This window comes from Shewanella marinintestina (genome assembly GCF_023283845.1).
In the GTDB taxonomy this organism is placed as follows: domain Bacteria; phylum Pseudomonadota; class Gammaproteobacteria; order Enterobacterales; family Shewanellaceae; genus Shewanella; species Shewanella marinintestina.
In genome coordinates, this window is record NZ_JAKILC010000008.1 from 53,154 (window position 1) to 71,884 (window position 18,731).

Annotated in this window: 12 protein-coding genes; 10 read left to right on the top strand and 2 right to left on the bottom strand. The window is 44.6% G+C overall.

Annotated elements, in window-relative coordinates; all coding sequences use genetic code 11:
* Positions 1–171: 171 nt before the first annotated feature.
* The 8 genes from rng (at position 172) to L2747_RS10770 (ending at position 13,042) form a co-directional block, all read left to right on the top strand.
* Positions 172–1,638, top strand: coding sequence for a ribonuclease G (rng, locus tag L2747_RS10735; RefSeq protein ID WP_371987964.1), 1,467 nt, complete (start codon positions 172–174; stop codon positions 1,636–1,638).
* On the top strand, positions 1,638–5,903 hold the full coding sequence (locus L2747_RS10740; protein WP_248999033.1) for a YhdP family protein: 4,266 nt from the start codon (positions 1,638–1,640) through the stop codon (positions 5,901–5,903). Before rng ends, L2747_RS10740 begins: the two co-directional genes overlap by 1 nt.
* Positions 5,827–6,654: a carbon-nitrogen hydrolase family protein gene (locus L2747_RS10745; RefSeq protein WP_248999034.1), complete on the top strand. Its 828-nt coding sequence runs from the start codon at positions 5,827–5,829 to the stop codon at positions 6,652–6,654. The genes L2747_RS10740 and L2747_RS10745 overlap by 77 nt, the downstream gene beginning before the upstream one ends.
* A gap of 89 nt (positions 6,655–6,743) precedes the next feature.
* Positions 6,744–8,192, top strand: coding sequence for a metalloprotease TldD (tldD, locus tag L2747_RS10750; protein ID WP_248999035.1), 1,449 nt, complete (start codon positions 6,744–6,746; stop codon positions 8,190–8,192).
* A gap of 172 nt (positions 8,193–8,364) precedes the next feature.
* Positions 8,365–9,756: a TolC family protein gene (locus tag L2747_RS10755; protein WP_248999036.1), complete on the top strand. Its 1,392-nt coding sequence runs from the start codon at positions 8,365–8,367 to the stop codon at positions 9,754–9,756.
* Entirely contained in the window at positions 9,746–10,717 is a 972-nt protein-coding gene (locus L2747_RS10760) for an HlyD family secretion protein (protein ID WP_248999037.1), read from the top strand. The genes L2747_RS10755 and L2747_RS10760 overlap by 11 nt, the downstream gene beginning before the upstream one ends.
* A gap of 19 nt (positions 10,718–10,736) precedes the next feature.
* Positions 10,737–11,903, top strand: a complete 1,167-nt coding sequence (locus tag L2747_RS10765) for an ABC transporter permease (RefSeq protein ID WP_248999038.1) — start codon at positions 10,737–10,739, stop codon at positions 11,901–11,903.
* Positions 11,904–11,905: 2 nt separating this feature from the next.
* Positions 11,906–13,042, top strand: coding sequence for an ABC transporter permease (locus L2747_RS10770; RefSeq protein WP_248999039.1), 1,137 nt, complete (start codon positions 11,906–11,908; stop codon positions 13,040–13,042).
* A gap of 206 nt (positions 13,043–13,248) precedes the next feature.
* Here the strand turns inward: L2747_RS10770 and L2747_RS10775 are convergent, their stop codons facing one another.
* Complete coding sequence (locus L2747_RS10775; protein WP_248999040.1) at positions 13,249–15,849, bottom strand: Ig-like domain-containing protein; 2,601 nt, start codon at positions 15,847–15,849, stop codon at positions 13,249–13,251.
* 152 nt (positions 15,850–16,001) lie between these two features.
* The gene (yjgA, locus tag L2747_RS10780) at positions 16,002–16,544 is read right to left on the bottom strand and encodes a ribosome biogenesis factor YjgA (protein WP_248999041.1); all 543 of its coding nucleotides are present in this window, start codon (positions 16,542–16,544) and stop codon (positions 16,002–16,004) included.
* Positions 16,545–16,772: 228 nt separating this feature from the next.
* Between yjgA and pmbA the strand changes: the two genes are divergently transcribed.
* Together pmbA and L2747_RS10790 are read left to right on the top strand one after the other, a co-directional pair.
* Positions 16,773–18,113 carry a metalloprotease PmbA gene (pmbA, locus tag L2747_RS10785; RefSeq protein WP_248999042.1) on the top strand — a complete coding sequence of 447 codons (1,341 nt, stop codon included), beginning with the start codon at positions 16,773–16,775 and terminating at the stop codon, positions 18,111–18,113.
* 267 nt (positions 18,114–18,380) lie between these two features.
* On the top strand, positions 18,381–18,725 hold the full coding sequence (locus L2747_RS10790; protein ID WP_248999043.1) for a metalloregulator ArsR/SmtB family transcription factor: 345 nt from the start codon (positions 18,381–18,383) through the stop codon (positions 18,723–18,725).
* Positions 18,726–18,731 lie beyond the last annotated feature (6 nt).

The window sequence follows — 18,731 nt, forward strand, 5'->3', positions numbered from 1 at the left end:
TACCCGCCCAGCTATATAACACATTGAAAGCAGACTATTACTGATAAACGAATCAATATTGGCTCATTTATCAGATCACAATCTACGCCAAATCCTTTTTTAATTTAGTTTCCCTAAGTGGGGTGTGTTGTGAGTAGAAGTCGATTCGCGCAAAGCAGAGTGCAGAAAAAAATAGGCTCTGAACTCTTAATCAATGTAACACCTACAGAAGCTCGAGTGGCATTAGTGGAGCATGGTGTTTTACAAGAAGTCCATATTGAACGACGCATGAAGCGTGGTTTAGTGGGCAATATTTATAAAGGTAAAGTTAGCCGTGTACTGCCTGGTATGCAGGCTGCGTTTGTTGATATCGGTTTAGATAAAGCTGCATTTTTGCATGCTTCAGATATTGTGCCGCACACAGAGTGCGTTGCCGACGTAGAAAAAGGCAACTTTGTAGTGCGTGATATCGCTGAACTTGTTAGACAAGGCCAAGATATTATGGTGCAGGTGGTTAAAGACCCGCTTGGCACTAAAGGTGCGCGTTTAACCACTGACATCACTCTTCCATCTCGTTATTTAGTGTTTATGCCCGGCTCTAGCCATGTAGGTGTATCACAGCGTATTGAGTCTGAATCAGTGCGTGCTCGCTTGAAAAAAATTACCCAGCCATTTGTTGATGATGACGGCGGATTTATTATTCGCACCGCGGCAGAAAGTGCCGGTGAAGATGAACTGATCCAAGATGCTGGATTTTTAAGACGTGTATGGGCAAAAGTCAGTGAGCGCCGTAAGCGCCGTGGTGTATCTTTGTTATACCAAGACTTAGCGTTACCAGTACGAATTGTGCGTGATTTTGTTGGCACTGAGCTGGATCAAATTCAAGTTGATTCAGCGCAGACCTATGAAGAGTTGCAGCAATTTGCGCAAGAGTTTATGCCTGAGATCGCTGAAAAGCTTGAGCACTACAATGGTCCGATCCCTATTTTTGACCTATATGATGTTGAAAACGAAGTGCAACGCGCGCTTGGTCGTAAAGTTGAGCTTAAATCTGGCGGCTATTTGATCATAGATCAAACTGAAGCCATGACCACTGTTGATATCAATACTGGCGCTTTTGTTGGCCATCGTAATCTCGAAGAAACTATTTTTAACACCAACCTAGAAGCAACGCATGCGATTGCTCGTCAATTACGTTTGCGTAATTTGGGTGGCATTATCATTATCGACTTTATCGATATGCTCAATAATGATCATAAGAAACGTGTGCTTGCCAGCTTAGAAAGCGCTTTAGCTCACGATCGTGTTAAAACCAATATCAGTGGTTTCTCAGGTTTAGGTTTAGTCGAAATGACACGTAAGCGTACTCGAGAAAGCCTAGAGCATGTGCTTTGTGGCGAATGCCCTGCATGCCAAGGCACTGGCAATTTAAAGACTGTTGAAACCGTATCTTATGAGATTTTTAGAGAGATCATTCGATTAAATCGTGGCTACGATGCTGATGAGTTTCTAGTGTATTGCTCGCCAGCTGTTTACCAAAGCTTGAAAGGCGACGAAAGCCATCTATTGGGTGAGCTTGAAGTTTATATTGGTAAGCGAGTTAGGCTACAGAGTGAACCTATGTATGCGCAGAATAAATTTGATGTGGTGATAATGTAGTGCCATCGGATACCTGTGCGCCGAAAAAGCGCTCTTTTAGTTTCATACGTTTTAGCTGGCAATTTCTCGCCATTATTTTAGTGCTGTTTGCATTAATGGTGAGTTTATTCAGAGGCTTGTTGCCGCAGCTTGATCAGGTTCGTATGGAGCTGATTCATTTCGTAAAATCAGAATATAACGTAAAGGTCGAAGTCGGTCAGCTTGCGGCTGAGTGGCAGGCATATGGTCCTGCGTTAACGGTTAAACATTTTGTGTTGCCAGCGCAAGATAACCTCCCCGTGACTTTGCTGTTTAATCAAGTGCATGTGAAATTTGATTTTTGGCAGAGCATAGTCACTGCTTCACCACAAATTGAAAATGTGATTTTTGATGGTGTGAATGTGGCATTGGATTTAGATCATTTAAAAGTGATTGAGCCCTCTGCATCAAATACCGCAATGCAAACCGACTGGCTCTACAAATTGTTATTGGAGCAGCTCGATCGTTTTTCTATCACTGACGCTCGTTTTCAGTTGCTCAGTAGACAGCATGATTACCGTCCCATCTATATTAAAGATTTAAAGTGGCGAAATACTTCAGGGCTCCACCGAGCTGAAGGTAAAGTGTATCTGGATGAAGAAGCTTCAGAGGTCGAACAGCTAACTTTAAGTGTGGATATTAAGGGGAATGGTTACCGACCGGAGTCATTAAAAGGACAGTTCTATTTAGCTGCCAGTTCTCTGGATATTGGCGAATGGGCTTCAAGACAACCTAATCCTTTTGATAATAGTAAGCGACTACCACTCGAAGGGGTCGTTAATCTGCAAGCTTGGGCAGGTTTCTCAAATCGAGCTATTGATGGCGTAACGGTGCAGTTTCAGCCAAGCTGGTTAGAGTGGAGTTTAAATAAACAGCCACAGCGTTTTACGATTGAATCAGGGGCTATGGTTTGGCGTCCAAATCAACAAGGCTGGCTGCTTAATAGTCAAAACCTTGATTTTTCAACTAATGGCGAGTCTTGGCCTGCACTGCAGTTAATTGCACAAAAAAGTGATAGTGGCGTAGATGCTAATTTAAATCAATTGGCATTCGATAAACTGTTACCGTTATTGCCGTTGATCCCTGGCGTCGAACTGGCGGGATTGAAGACGTGGCAGTCATTAAATCCTAGTGGAGAAATCAGCGATGTGCGTGCGCATTGGGATAAATTATTAGCCCAACCAGAAGTGTCTTTTCACCTAGAACAAGTCGGTTGGAAACCTAACGATTCCATACTGGGAATTGCTGCGATTGATGCGCAGATTAGCCTTGTAGGCGATTCGCTAGTATTTGCTTTGCCTAAGCAAGATTACAATTTAGATTTTAATGGGGCATTTGCAGCACCTATAGCATTGCAAGCCGATGCCTTTAACGGTGAGTTCAACTTAGCCGATCAGGCTTTATCACTACCAAAAGTACATTTTAGTAATGCGGATTTAGATGTAAAAGCTGGGGTAAGGCTAGAATTTTCAGATGCGGTACACATGGCATTGCTGGCCAATGTGGAGCTGCATGATGTCGCCAATATACACGAGTATTTTCCATTAAATGGCATGAGTAGCTCTTTAGTTAGCTACTTAACTGAAGCGCTTCAAGCGGGTAACACCGATGATGCGGTAGTGTTGTGGCATGGTGCATTTACTGATTACCCCTATGCCAATCATGATGGCCTTTTTCAGGCGGGCTTCACCTTAGCGAATGCAACCTTTGAGTTTGAACCAAGTTGGCCTGCAGTTGATCAACTAAACCTTTCTGCACTATTTGAAAACGATGCAATGGATCTTTGGATCAATCAAGGTCAGCTGTTGGGGGTAAACGCTAGCGGCGCTTATATCGGCATTCCAGCTCTGGGAGAAAAGAGCTTATTGCAGGTTAAGCTAGATCTTGCAACTCAAGCTGAGGCGGCGAATGAAGTCATTCAAAAATCACCGCTAGTCGATTCCGTTGGTGCGACGTTAGATGTAGTACAGGTTTCTGGTGATATCACTGGCCAAATTGATCTGAGCATTCCACTCTATGATGGTGAGAGCGAAGTGATTAAAGGCACGGTTAATTTTAAAGATACACCTGTGTATATTACTGAACCGGGGATCCAGCTAGACAGGGTTAATGGGCAACTGCAATTTGTGAACGACGTAGTGAGTGGTTCAGGTTTTACTGCGGCAATGTACCAGCAACCGCTGCAATTTAGTTTTCACACCGAAAGTATGAATAAAAACTACGGTGTCACTGTTGAGCTAGATGGACAATGGCAATTAACAGATCTACCTGAAGAGCTGCAAAACCCCTTAAGCGATTATTATACCGGCCAAGCAGATTGGAGCGGTGATTTAAGGTTGATTTTTGATCCTATAGGCTATCGTATTCAAGCCAGAGTTGAGTCAGATCTATTAGGGGCAAACCTGCTGTTACCAGAGCCTTTTACCAAAGGCAAAGATGAGCCAAGAAAGTTAGTCGCAGAGCTTATTGGCGACAACAAACAGGCGTCGCTGGGTATAAAATTAGCTAATCAAATGGAGTTTTGGGGAGGCTTTGATGCTGACTCAGGTAACGCATTAGCCCATTATGATATTTTACTTGGGCGACTATTTAAGCCTGGTGATCAGTTACGTAAAAGCAAGGGGCACTTGCAAATCGATATTGATAATACCGAGTTTTCCCCTTGGTTACCGATAATCGAAGGCTTTGTGGCTCAGGGGAAGTCTGAGTTATCGGTATCAGATAGTGAACAGGCCAAGCCTGCGAGTTTTTTCCCAGCTCTAGCATCTATTGATGCTGACTTTAATGATCTTAATCTGATGGGGCAGCCTTTGGCTGATCTGCATTTTAGTGCTCAGCCAACAGAACATGCTTGGCGCTTTGATATTGCATCGAAAGAGTTTGATGGCCGTATTGATTTTTACCCTGACTGGGTCAATCAAGGTCTGAAAATTGTTGCATCTAAGTTCCATATGTCACCTGAGACGCGCACTGAAGAAACAGCGCATTATAAGTCTGATACGATTATGGCAAACCTGCCACCTCTGGCTGTCGACGTTGATGATTTTTCACTTTATGGTAAATCCTTAGGTCATTTAGTACTGCAAGGTACGCCGCAAGCAAGTTCGTATCAGATCCAAACGGTATCGATTACCACACCAAATGTGGTGCTAAAAGGTAAAGGCGATTGGGATATGACAGAAGGAAAGAATATGACTTCTTTCCAATTGAATCTCGACGCGACTAAGTTTGATTATCTATCACAGCAGTTAGGCATAGATCCCGGCCTAAAGGATGCGCCGACAGCAGTAAAAGCAGATATTTCATGGACGGGAGCGCCATATTCCTTCTCACTTGAGACATTAAATGGCGACGTTAGCTTTGATTTAGGTAAAGGGCATTTGTCGGAAGTGAGTGATAAAGGGGCACGAATCTTCTCATTGTTTAGTCTTGATTCTTTGTTACGTAAACTTTCGTTGGACTTCTCTGACGTATTTGGTAAAGGGCTATATTTTGACTCTTTCGGTGGTACGCTAAAGATTGATAACGGGGTAGTAAAAACCACTGATACTGAGATGAACGCGGTAGCGGGTAATATGAAAGTACGTGGTTATACTGACTTAATGAGCGAAAGCTTAAATTATGATATTCGTTTTGTACCGCAGTTGGCCTCAAGTGTACCGACAGTAGTATTACTCAGCACCGGTGGTTGGACATTTGGCTTAGGTGCGTTTGCGTTAACTAAGGTTTTGGAGCCTGTGATAGAAGTTATCTCAGAGATCCGCTTTAGATTAACTGGCACCATGTCAGAACCTAAACTCGAAGAGCTTGAGCGTAAGAGTAAAGAGATTGAAATCCCTGAATCTATCCTACCTAAAAAAGAGTTACCGCCAAACGGCCAGCCTCTGCAGACTCCAAGTGTGAAGGCGGACGATAGTGCTGGAGTTGAAGTGCAGGCCGTAACTCCGCAGTCTTCATTGCCAAAAGAGAGCCAAAAAGCCAGTATTAACGCTGATAATAAAGGTCTAAGTACTCATACCACAGACACTCAGACTGAAGATACTCGAGCATTAGCAGTTGAAATACTGGATACTCAAGTCAAAGATGTAAAAGCGGATGTAAAAACATTAGCTACGCCTGCAGCTTTGCCAAGCGTCTCGGTAGAAGATAATCATCAACAGGGAGAGTCTAATGCAAGTCAGCCTACTGCAATGTCAAAGCAGTCGCAGCGTACCCGACAATCTAGCGTTTATCGAGTCGCAGCTTAAACTGCTAACCAAAAAGGATTCAGCGCAACTTGTGGTACTGCCTGAATGCTGCCTGTTATTTGGTGGTCAAGAAAGCCAGCAGTTACAGTATGCAACTCGCGAACAAGACAGTAGCCTAAAACAAGACTTATCGCAGTTAGCGATTGAGTATCAAGTGGTTTTAGTTGCAGGCAGCATCCCTATATTGGCTGAAGATGGCCGCGTTTATAATCGCTGCTATGTTTTTGCTGCTGATGGTCGTGTTTTAGGTCAATACGATAAATTGCATCTGTTTGATGTGGAAGTGAGTGACGGCACTAAGCAGTATCGCGAAAGTGATGCATTTTGCCCAGGCGATCGTATTGTAGTTGTTGATACGCCAATGGGTAAACTGGGTCTGGCGATTTGTTATGACATTCGCTTTGCTGATCTCTTTCGCGCATTGCGCGAAGCTGGCGCTGAGATGATAGCGCTGCCGGCTGCATTTACTAAAGTCACTGGTGAAGCACACTGGCAAGTACTCTTGCAAGCGCGGGCGATTGAAAGCCAATGCTTTGTGTTTGGTGCTGCGCAATGGGGGCTGCACAATGGGGGGAGCCGTGAAACTTGGGGGCAAAGTATGGTCGTTAGTCCTTGGGGAGAAGTTGTTGCACAAAAGCGCGAAGGTACTGGCTGGCTTCAGGCTGATATTGATTTGCAAAGTGTACAAGATATTCGTGCAAGAATGCCGGTGATGACCCACAATCGATTTGTATCACCACAGCTTAAATAGACTAATAAATTTAAGGTAAATGTAAGCTCGCCCTGAGTGGGTTTAGATTTTCCAAAGTATTTTATCGAAATAATATTAAGAGAGAATAGATGTCACTTTTAACTCAAGTTGGACAAAGCCTATTACAAGATGGGCTAGCATTAGATGATCTACAGAGCTATTTAAAGCGTATCCATGAGCATCAAATTGACTTCTCTGATCTCTATTTTCAAGGCAGTCGCCATGAGTCTTGGGTATTGGAAGATGGCATTGTTAAAGACGGCAGCTTTCATATTGAACGCGGTGTTGGTGTTCGCGCTATCACTGGCGAGAAAACTGGCTTTGCTTACGCTGACGAAATTACACCAGTAGCATTAGAGGCAGCGGCGACAGCTGCACGTGGTATCGCAACTGCAGGTGGTAATGCGCAGGTTAATGCTTGGAAAAAGCAGGATAACAAGGCGCTTTACATCAGCTCGGATCCAATCGCTGCGATGGAAGAAGTGAAAAAGATTGAGCTATTGAAGCAGGCGGATGTTTATATTCGTAGCTTAGACAGCCGTATTATTCAGGTGGTTGTGAGCTTATCTGGCGTACATGAAGAAATTCTAGTAGCGGCAAGTGACGGCACATTAGCTGCCGATATTCGTCCGTTAGTGCGTTTTAACTGTAGCGTTATTCTAGAAGAAGACGGTAAGCGTGAACGTGGTGCATCAGGTGGCGGTGGTCGTCATGACTACAGTGTATTGCTTGAGGATGCCGATGATGGTCTCCCCTATTGCTTTGCCTTTGCTCGCGAAGCGGTGCGCCAAGCGCAAGTGAACTTACATGCGATTGATGCGCCAGCAGGTGAAATGCCGGTAGTACTTGGTGCGGGTTGGCCGGGCGTACTGCTACATGAAGCTGTGGGTCACGGTCTTGAGGGTGACTTTAACCGTAAGGGCAGCAGTGCATTTAGCGGTAAAGTGGGTCAAAAAGTGGCGTCAGAGTTAGTTACCGTTGTTGATGACGGCACCATGGCGAACCGCCGTGGCTCATTAACGATTGATGACGAAGGTGTACCAACGCAAAAGACGGTACTGATTGAAAACGGCATCTTAAAAGGCTACATGCAAGACAAGCTTAATGCTGGCTTGATGGGCGAGCAATCAACCGGTAATGGTCGCCGTGAGTCATATGCTCACCTGCCTATGCCGCGTATGACCAATACTTATATGGAAGCCGGTGAGTCAGATCCTGCCGAGATCATCAAGTCGGTTAAGAAAGGGATTTACGCGCCTAACTTCGGTGGTGGTCAAGTGGACATTACTTCTGGTAAGTTCGTGTTCTCTGCTTCTGAAGCTTATTTGATTGAAGATGGTGAAATTACCCAAGCGATTAAAGGTGCAACCTTAATCGGTAATGGTCCTGAGTCAATGAGTCAGATCTCAATGGTAGGTAATGATCTCGCCTTGGATAAAGGTGTTGGGGTTTGTGGTAAAGACGGTCAAAGCGTACCAGTAGGTGTCGGTCAGCCAACATTGAAGCTAGATAAGTTAACCGTTGGCGGTACCGCTTAATTTAGAGTGCTTTTTAGCAAACCCGTTCAAGTTTTATATTGAGCGGCGTAAAGCAAAAAATTCAGTGTAGTCTAGGATTTAGCGATAGGAGTTTCGCCTAAATCCTAGCTTGCTATATTTAGCAATGATAGTATTCACCAACGGAATTAGAGTAAAAACTCTAGAGGTGCTAATGAAACGTTTGCTGTGTGCGATTTTACTTACTTTGCCGTTAACTGCCCAAGCTAAGACTATGGCATTTGATGAGGCGTGGCAGCAGCTGATGAAAGTCAGCGATAAACTGCAGGCGGGGGCGCAAGAAGTTAACCGCGCAGAAGCTGAACGCGAAGCCGGTGAAGATATGAATCTACCGTCGATTAACTTGACTGGTAGCTACACTCGCTTAGAAAAACCGATTGAGTTGGATCTACGCGATCTCAATCCTTTAGCCTCACTTGATCCTGCTACATTGCCACCTGCACTTGGCGGAGCATTGGCCGGGATCCCAGGCTCCTTATTTGTTACCCCTTTCACTGAGCAAGATATTTTCCGCTCTAGCTTACAAGCTATGTGGCCGATTTATACCGGCGGCAAAATCTCTGCAGCTCAGGGGATCCATGAAGCTCACGTTGCCGAAAAAGAGCAGCAACTAAAACTCACTAGTCGTGAACTGTTTTTACAGCTTGTCGATCGCTACTACGCAGTTGCTGTAACTCAAGCACTCGCAAACACTCAAGCTGAGTTGGTTGATTCACTGACCTTACACGCATCGCATGCTCAAAAGCTGGAACAACAAGGGCAAATCGCTAAAGTTGAGCGCCTCAACGCCCAAGTCGCATTAGAAAATGCTCGCGTCAGTTACGGTAGTGCGAAACGTCAATCTGAAATGGCAATGATCGCATTATCACGCATGCTGCATGAAAGAGAAATCGACACTACATCGCCACTGTTTATGCTAAATAGCTCACCTTCGTTACCGCAGTTAGCCCAGCTAACGATGAAGCAACACCCTGCACTAAAGCTGCTTGAAGCAAAAGAAGCTCAAGCTCAAGGTCTAGTAGATGTTGAAAAGGGCAGTTATCTGCCAACAGTATTCCTCTACGGTAACTACACCTTGTATGAAGATGACAGCCTGTTTGCCCAAATTGAACCTGATTGGATGTTAGGGGTTGGCTTCACTATGCCGTTACTTAGCCGAGATGGCCGCAGTGGCAAAGTAGAAGCGGCGCAAAGTGCACTCCTACAAGCCAGATATACCAAAGCGCAGACTCAACAAGATCTGAACTTACTGCTTGATCAAAGTTATAGGCAGATGTTGCAAGCTCAAGAGGAAGTATTGTCGCTCAATACGTCTATGAGCTTAGCGGAAGAGAATAAACGTCTTAGAGATATCGCCTTTAAGCAGGGATTATCGACGTCAATTGAAAAGGTCGATGCTGAACTTAAATTGAATGCGGTAGCGACGCAGCAATTAGGCGCGCAGTATCGATATGTACAGGCATATGCAAGACTGATGGCGATTAGCGGTCAGCTAGATGAATTTATAGGTAGAAGTATCATGCAAGGGGAAGCGAATGCGTTCTAACCGTATTTTAGCCGCAGCGGCATTAATCATATTAGTTGGTGCCTTGGTATATGGATTAATCCTAGCTTACACGCCTAAGCCGCAGCTACTGCAAGGCCAAATTGAAGCGCGTGAATATAACGTCTCTTCTAAAGTACCAGGACGTGTAGAAGAAGTGCTGGTTAGACGTGGTGACAAGGTTAATGAGGGCGACCTACTTTATGCTATTTACAGCCCAGAGCTAAAAGCTAAGCTAATGCAAGCTGAAGGCGGCCGAGATGCGGCACTAGCAATGCAGCAAGAGGCAGACAACGGCGCGCGTAAGCAACAAATTGCAGCGTCTAAAGAGCAATGGCTCAAGGCGCAAGCGGCAGCAAAATTAGCGCGTACTACCTTTGACCGGGTAGAAGTCTTGTTTAACGAAGGCGTGCTAGCAAGACAGAAGCGTGATGAAGCCTTTACTCAGTGGCAAGCGGCTAAATACACCGAGCAAGCAGCACTGGCTATGTATCAAATGGCCGATGAAGGTGCACGAGTGGAAACCAAAGCCGCTGCTGCAGGTAATGCTCGCATGGCAGAAGGTGCAGTTAACGAAGTCACAGCGATTTTGGCTGATAGCCAAATGCGTTCACCTAAAACCGGTGAGATCAGCGAAGTATTGTTACAAGCTGGTGAGCTAGCACCAAGTGGTTTCCCTGTGGTGAGCTTAATTGATATGAGCGATGCTTGGGCGGTGTTCCAAGTACGTGAAGATCAATTAAAGCAGTTTAAGCAAGGTGATGTCCTCAAGCTGAATATTCCTGCACTTGAGCAGCAAGTCGAATTTACCGTAAGCCATATTTCGGTGATGGGTGATTTTGCGACTTGGCGTGCAACTGAAAGTGGTCATGACTTTGATATGCGTACTTTCCAGGTTGAGTTACGTCCTAATAAGCCTATTGCAGATTTACGTGTAGGCATGTCGGTGTTATTCACGCTTTAAGAGCTGAGAGGGCAAGGCTTTGATAAAGGCGCTCAAACGAGAGTTCACCGCCCTGCAAGACGATCCTTGGCAGCTGGCGTTAATAAGCTATATTCCGCTAATCAGCATTATTGCTCTTTGGTTACTTTTTAGTGCGGGGCTGCCGAGGCAGTTACCCGTGGCAGTGGTTGATTTAGATAACAGTCAAACCAGCCGCGCATTAGCGCGGCAGCTGCAAGCTAATCCGGTCACTAAACCAATTAGTTATACAGGGATCCCGAGCGCCGAGGCGGCAATGCAGCAAGGTGAAGTTTATGCTTTGCTAGTGCTGCCTTATGGTCTCAAACGTGATTTATTAACCTCAAAAACACCTACCATAGATATTCGATATAACAGCCAATTCTTGCTGGTGGGTAAGTTATTATCAAGCCAGTTACAGGCCAGTATGGCTGATGGCTTAAAGCCCTTAGGCGAACTTAAATTGCTTGCGGCAGGGGTGCCAATGCAAAGAGTGGCGGTTAATTTAAACCCGGTGAGCAGCCAAACCACCGCACTGTTTAACCGCAACAATAACTATGTGGGCTTTTTAGTGCCGCCGGTTCTCATTGCGCTGTTGCAGCTGGTGGCTATGATGGTGTTTGCCAATAGCCTAAACCGCGAACTTCGCTGGAACACCACTGCGCAGTGGTATGAATTAGGCGTATGGAAAGTGGTTGGCGCTAAAATATTATTTTACACGCCATTAGTCTTGCTCCATGGCGGCTTTATTCTCGCGCTTATTTACTTGTATCTTGGATTACCCATTGCTGGCAGTATCGCGGTACTTTTGATTGCTCAAACCGTCATGTTACTTGCGGTATGGTTAATGGTATTAGCCATCTTCTTTGCCCTTAAAGATAGCGCGCGAGTGATAAGTTTTTGTACTGCGATGTTTGCACCAGCCTTTGCGTTTATGGGTGTGACGTTTCCAACCCATGAAATGCCACAACTCGCCCAATGGTGGCGCGTGATTATGCCAACGAGTCATTATATTGAAACCCATATTGCGGTAGTCAGTTACGGCCAAAGCCTGATTGCTAGCCTGCCACACCTACTCAGTTATTGGGGCTTCCTGTTGTTACTAATACCTATCAGTATTTTTGCTAAAAAAGGTTTTCCAGCCGTTAATGAACAGGCTGAAATTAGCCCCATGATTAAGGGGCAATAACAATGAGCTTCTTACAACTTATTTGGGCTGAACTTAAAGCCGTATTAGCAGATAAAACAATCGTCATCACTGTATTTGGTGGCGTGTTATTTTATTCAATCTTGTATCCATTACCGTATTTGCATCAAGTTCCTACCGAGCAACAGTTAGTGGTGATTGATCATGATCACTCATCCCTTAGTCGCCAGCTGATCCGCCATGCAGATGCCAGCCCTAAGATTAAGGTGATTGCAGAGCTGGGTTCAATAGATGAAGCGAAGCGCTGGATTGAGACGGGTCGTGCTCACGGTTTGTTAGTGATCCCTGCAGACTTTAGACGCGATTTACTATTAGGTAGTGGCGTGACCTTAAGTTATGGCGGAGATGCCAGTTACTTTTTGATTTACTCGGCGGTGGCTGAAGGGCTTATTTCTGCAGGTATAGATGCGGGTAAGAATATCCAGCGGTTAGGCATGTTAGCTAAAGGCGAAAATGCAACTGCGGTAAAGCAAAGCCTTAATGTGGTTAAGCTCAATAGTATTCCAGCGTTTAACCCAAGCTTAGGCTATACACCGTATATTGTACCGGGGCTGTTTTTACTTATCCTGCACCAAACCTTGTTGATTGGTACTAGCATTCTTGGCGCAAGCCAGTGGCAGCATAAAGGCTATTGGCGTGAGGTAAGCCCGTTTAAACTAGTTTGTGGGCGTATGGCGGCGTTTATGGTGATTTATAGCCTGCTCAGCAGTTACTACGTGGGGTATTGTTACTATTGGTATGATGTTAGCTTGCAAGCAAGCATTGGCCAAGTTGCGCTATTGATGTTGCCATTCCTCTTGGCGACTACGGCAGCAGGGATCGCCTTTAGCAGCCTGTTTACCCGCCGTGATCTGCCCACCCAAGTATTACTGCTGGTATCTATGCCGATATTGTTTGTGTCGGGTTTTGTGTGGCCAACAGCGCTGATTCCTGAGGCTGTGGTGGCTGTTTCGCAAATTGTACCGGCAGTACCGGGGATTATGGCCATGTTAGAGCTAAATCAAATGGGCGCATCGTGGCAGAGCATTATGCCGCAATGGCTGCAATTGTGGGCGATGGTTATAGTGTTCTTTAGCTTGGCTTATTGGGGCACATCTAAGCGTTTAAAACCTGCAAGTTAACACTCCATTTAGCTAGCTGATACTGATGCGAATAGACAGGTATACGCTGAAGCTTGAGCTAAGGGTTTATCTGAGAATAATACTTTGATAAATCGGCAAGCTAAACCTGGTTAAATCTCGGTAGATAAACATTAAAAAGCCCGTGTTCATTATGTTGAACACGGGCTTTTTATTTTTTAGCGACTCAATCGCTTTAGCAATAGCAATTAAGGTTGTGGGGCTGATAGCTCCACGCTAAATGAAATGCCTGATTTTATCGCTTTCGGTGTTTCAACTTTTAGTGAGACTAAGCTAGTTTTAGTTGGTTCATCAGTACTGGTCGGGTCAATATCATTGGTCAATACAAAGCTTGTACTACTGCCACCATGGCTATTGCGGTTTTGCACTTCATAAGGGTCAGCATCAAGCTCACCTTTACTTGCTGTGGTGGTCAAGTTTGTGCCAGCAGGCATGATTTGGTTGGCGCTATCGAAGAAGCGCACATCAAAAATTGAAAAGCCTCCTGCTGGGATAGCTACTGTGGTGATTTCTTGCTGGCCATCGGTATAGATAAGTTTGCCATCTTGATGGATTTCAAAATGCGCAGTAGAGCCTGACATTGTCATGATAAGCGCTTTACGGATGTAGGTTTTATTGGCTTGCTCTTCCACTTTGCCACATAAACCATTTTCATAATCAGATGTTTGGCATTGAGGACCATTAAATTTGTTATCGCCACAGGTAGCATCAGTTGATTCATCTAAACAGATAAACTCAGAGCTGGAAGCTGTATTAAAGTAAGGCTCACCTTTGTCATATGTGCCACTTTCGTTGTCATCACGATAGGCATCGCTTAGATCGATAAAGCCTTCCGAATGATAAGTATCGATATCCATACCGTTACCTGAGCAGACTTTTGCTTTACCATCAGCGTCTAAACACGCTTCGACAATCTTACCTCCGTCATCAAGCTTAACTGGATCGGTGACCTTGTTATCAAAGATGTTATTACCGTTAGTATCGAAGAAGGTCTCATGGCCTAAAGCGTAAGCTAAAACAGTGATGCGGTGATCGGGTACGCGCGGATTCGCAGCTGTCCACTCAACGCTGCAAGTGCCTGCAACCGTTACACAACTAGGCTGAATTTGACCACCTTCTGAGGTGAAGTTTATGGTGGTGTCATCTGGCGCCGGGTTACCAAAACTGTCTGAAGCATAAGCCGTAATAGAGACTTTTTCACCATTGTGGTTGCCTGCTTCAGGATTAAATAAGCTGCTCGATAAGCTAAAACCTAGTTGTTGTGGTAAACCTGTATTGATTGTTAGCTGTTCAGACTGGGTGGTTACTGACTCGCCATCGCTGTTTGTCGCAGTTGCTAATACGCGCACCGGCGTTGGCATCGTGCCTGACAGTACGGTCGCGCTAACAAGACCTGCCGAGTTACTAGTATTGCTGCTAGTAATGCTGTCATTGGCGAATGTGATGCCGCCCACGGTAGTATCAAGCGAAAAATCAACCGTTTGCTGAGCAATCGGTTGACCATTGGCATCGGCCACTTTAAAGGTGATTAGAGATGACTCACTTGAACCTGTACCGCCAGCACCTTTAATGCGGATTGAAGTTGGCTCCGCTGACACAAAGCTTAAATTCGCTAAAGTTTGGCTTGCGAGTGAAAAATCTAAGGTCGCTGAAACGGTTTGGTTACCAGCAACCACAGACGCTGTAATTTGGTCATCGCGTTGACTATTACCACTGCAGCTAGTGTTTTGGAATGTCGAGCTTGCTGTACCTGAAAGGGTAGTGACTGGTGAGTCGATGCTCGCATCGTTGCTAAGCACGCAGCTAGAGCTGAAGCTCACGCTGGTTGGTGTTTGCAAGCGAGTATAGGTGCCATCATCATTCTTGGTGGCTAAGTCCGCAGTGACGCCAAATGTACCGCCTGCGCTAACGGTTTTGTCATCAGGTAAGGTGGTTGCAAGTAGGTTTTCAGTAAAGCTACCATCTGTTGAAAAGTGACCGATAACAATCACGCCATCGTCGCTAACTGCATCTTTAGCTAGTACTTCATATAAGCCAGAGCTTTGGTAGGTTTTACCATCACTTTCTAGGGTCACGGAAAAGTTTGCTGCGCCAAGTTCGGTTTCGCTAGCGGTATAGCTAACTTGAGCAATACCATTGTCTTTGGTTAGTGCTGAACTTGGATTTAAACTGGCGTTACCGGCTGTAAAGGTCGCCATTTTACCCGCGACGCCTTGGCCTTGTTCATCTAAAAAGGTTGCCTGTAGCTGTACGGTTTCTTCTGCTTTAAACTGGGTAACGACAGTTGTGCCGTTGATAATAGCGCTATTTAAAGTGAATTTAGGCTCTGACGGAGAAGTGGTCGCAGTGAATTCAAAATTGCGAGTCGCACTAGCGTTGTTTTCGCCTTCAGAAAAACTTGCGGTTAAGGTTCCTGCGCCTTCTGCACCAGAAGAGTTACTCACAATAACTTCAGCTTGGCCATTTGAATTCGTTAGTTTATCGGTGACTGATAGCTCACCAAACGTTGTTGCAAAGTTGATTATCTTGCCACTGCGATTGCTGTTGTCTTGCTTAAGGTGAGCAACAGCACAAAAAGTACCATTGGCGTCAAAGCTGAGTGAGTTAGTTGGCTCTGCACATTTTCCATCAACAACAGTTTTATAGCTTAACGACAGGCTATAAGTGCCGCCGTTGTCGGTATCACTGTTGTCATCTGATGCGCCATTACAGCCACCTAATATTGATAGACAAAATAAAAATAAAAATAAAGATAAAGGCAGGCTAGCCAATTTTGAGGGCAGGCGCATGTGCATATTCCTTGTGCTACAAATTTGTACAGGATTTGAGAAAAGAACCATAGAATGGCTGATTAATAGCCATAAAAAAGCTCCCTAAGCCTGTTAAAGACTTAGGGAGCTATTGTGTAGTTATATAGCGTTGATGTCTATATATGTAACGATTAATCTTTGATCTCGTTACGTAAATATTTACTTAATTCTTTAGCTGTCTTAGACGCTTCAATATCAGCATTTTTAGAAAGCTCTTTTTTAGTTTGACGGACTAACTGACGTAGCTTTTGTCTGTCAAATTCAGGGTGCTGCTCAATAAGCGCTTGTACAGCAGAGTCGCCTTCAGCAATTAACTGATCGCGAGTCTTATCTGCAACGTTAGTTTTAGCACTTTCATTACTGTTTTGGTTCAGTACGTTCTTAATCGCGACCTCAAGTTCTTCGAGATCTACGTAACGCATTAGCTTGCCAATGTACTGAATATGACGACGGTGCGCTTCGGTATTAATCTTGATTGTTTTAGCTTTCAAGACATTATCGTAAAGCGTTTCGTCAAGATTTAGCTTTTCTACTTGGCTCTTACTAAGTGCTACTAATCTATTGCCATATTCTTGATAGATGGCGATTTCGCGTTTAGCGTCCGCTCTACTTTCGTAGTTGTCATCTTTGTCATAAGGCTGGTGGAAGTGTTCTGAGTCACCGACAATCTTCATATCTACAATCTCTTACAAATTCTGTGCTAATAATAACATCTAAACTTGGTTATTTCCTTTCCTATTTTTGACCCTAGCACGCTTTCTTATGAGTTTTAGCGCTTGTTTAGCGGTTATTTTTCTAGCAATTGCTAAAGTCCTTATGCTTGCTATAGCGGGATTATTTAATGTGATTGGCATTTGGGTTTGTTATGCTAACGCCATTGCCGACAATTAAAGAGTAGAGCTGTGTCTTCACCTAGCATTGATATTGAATTGGATTCCTTGAAAGACGCTGTGTCAATGGCGCTGGAATACGCAAAAACATTGGGCACTTCTGGTGCCGAAGTAGCCATTAGCAAGCAGCAAGGCTTGTCAGTTTCAACTCGAATGAAAGAAGTTGAAACTGTTGAATTTAACAAAGATGGTGCCTTAGGTATTACCGTTTTCAGGGATGGCTGCAAAGGTAGTTCATCGACTTCTGATTTAAGCAAGGCCGCTATTGAACTCGCAGTTAAAGCGGCTGATGATATTGCGCGCTTTACCTCTGCCGATGAATTTAATGGTCTGGCAGACAAATCATTGATGGCGACTCAGTTTCCTGATCTTGACCTGTATCACCCACAAGACATCTCGCCAGAAGAGTTAACTCGCCTTGCTATATTAGCTGAAGAAGCGGCGCTAGATACTGACAAACGTGTACAAACCTCTGATGGTGCCAGTGCGAATGCCCACACTAGTGTTAAGGTTTATGGTAATAGCCATGGTTTCTTAAATGGTTTTTGTAGTTCTCGTTACAGCCTTAGTTGCGTCGCAATTGGTGAGCACGAAGGCGGTATGCAACGTGACTATGACTATACCGTTGCGCGTAAATTTAATGAGATGTGTGCACCAGAGTTAATTGGTCGTAAAGCGGCAGAGAAAACAGCGGGTCGACTCGGTGGACGTAAGATCGCCACAACTCAGCTACCTGTGCTGTTTTCGCCTGAAATTGCTACCGGTTTAATGGGTCATTTAGTCGGTGCGATCAGTGGTGGTAGCCTGTATCGTAAGTCGAGCTTCCTACTGGATGCGATTGACACTCAGGTTTTCCCAGACTGGTTCAGCATCCATGAAGATCCATTACTTGTAGGTGCATTGGCAAGTGCGGCTTACGACAGTGAAGGTGTCGCGACTCAAGCGCGTGACATTATCGATAATGGTCGTTTGGCGACGTATTTAACAACCAGCTATTCTGCACGTAAACTTGGCATCGCTAATACTGGTCATGCGGGCGGAATTTATAACTGGACGCTATCTACAACAGGGCAAACCTTTGATCAGTTAGTTAAAGAGATGGGCACTGGCTTGATTGTGACTGAAGTAATGGGCCAAGGCGTTAACACTGTAACTGGTGATTACTCTCGTGGTGCAGCGGGTTTCTATGTTGAAAATGGTGTGATTTTGTACCCAGTAGAAGAGATCACCATCGCCGGTAATCTTAAAGATATGTACAAGAATATCGTTGCTGTGGCTAAAGATAGAGATCTGCGTTCATCAATTCGTACTGGTGGGATCTTAATGGATAAGATGAAGATCGCTGGTAACTAAGTAGCTTCATGCTGATAGTTAAATGCAGATAAAGGCTTCCTTCGGGAAGCCTTTTTTATTGGCTAAAATTTAGGTTTGATAATTTTATTCTGATTGGCATTAAAGGCCATAAGTAATTGGATCTTAAATGTTTGGCTAGGATCCTTGTTATGAGCAATGGGATCTTTTACTTAGAAAATTAAATTAACACTTGAACATACGAAAAATCATATATATTATTTTTCGTATATACGATATTTCGTACATTTAATATATCGAGAAATTGAGATGACACCTTTAACGTTTTTTAAGGCGCTGGCCGATGACACACGACTACGCAGTTTATTGCTGATCCAGGCTGAGTCAGAACTGTGTGTTTGTGAGCTAATGACGGCCCTTGACGAGATCCAACCAAAGATCTCACGCCATTTAGCGCAATTGCGCAAACTAGGTTTGCTGGTTGATAGACGCCAGGGTCAGTGGATTTTTTACTGCATTAATCCACAGTTGCCTAGTTGGGCTAGTGAGATTATGCAAACTTTGGCTAAGGAGCAGGCCAATCTTATTAGCGAAAATTTAACTAACTTACAGCAGATGGGTGACCGTCCTGAAAGAGTTAAAAACTGCTGCTAACTGCTA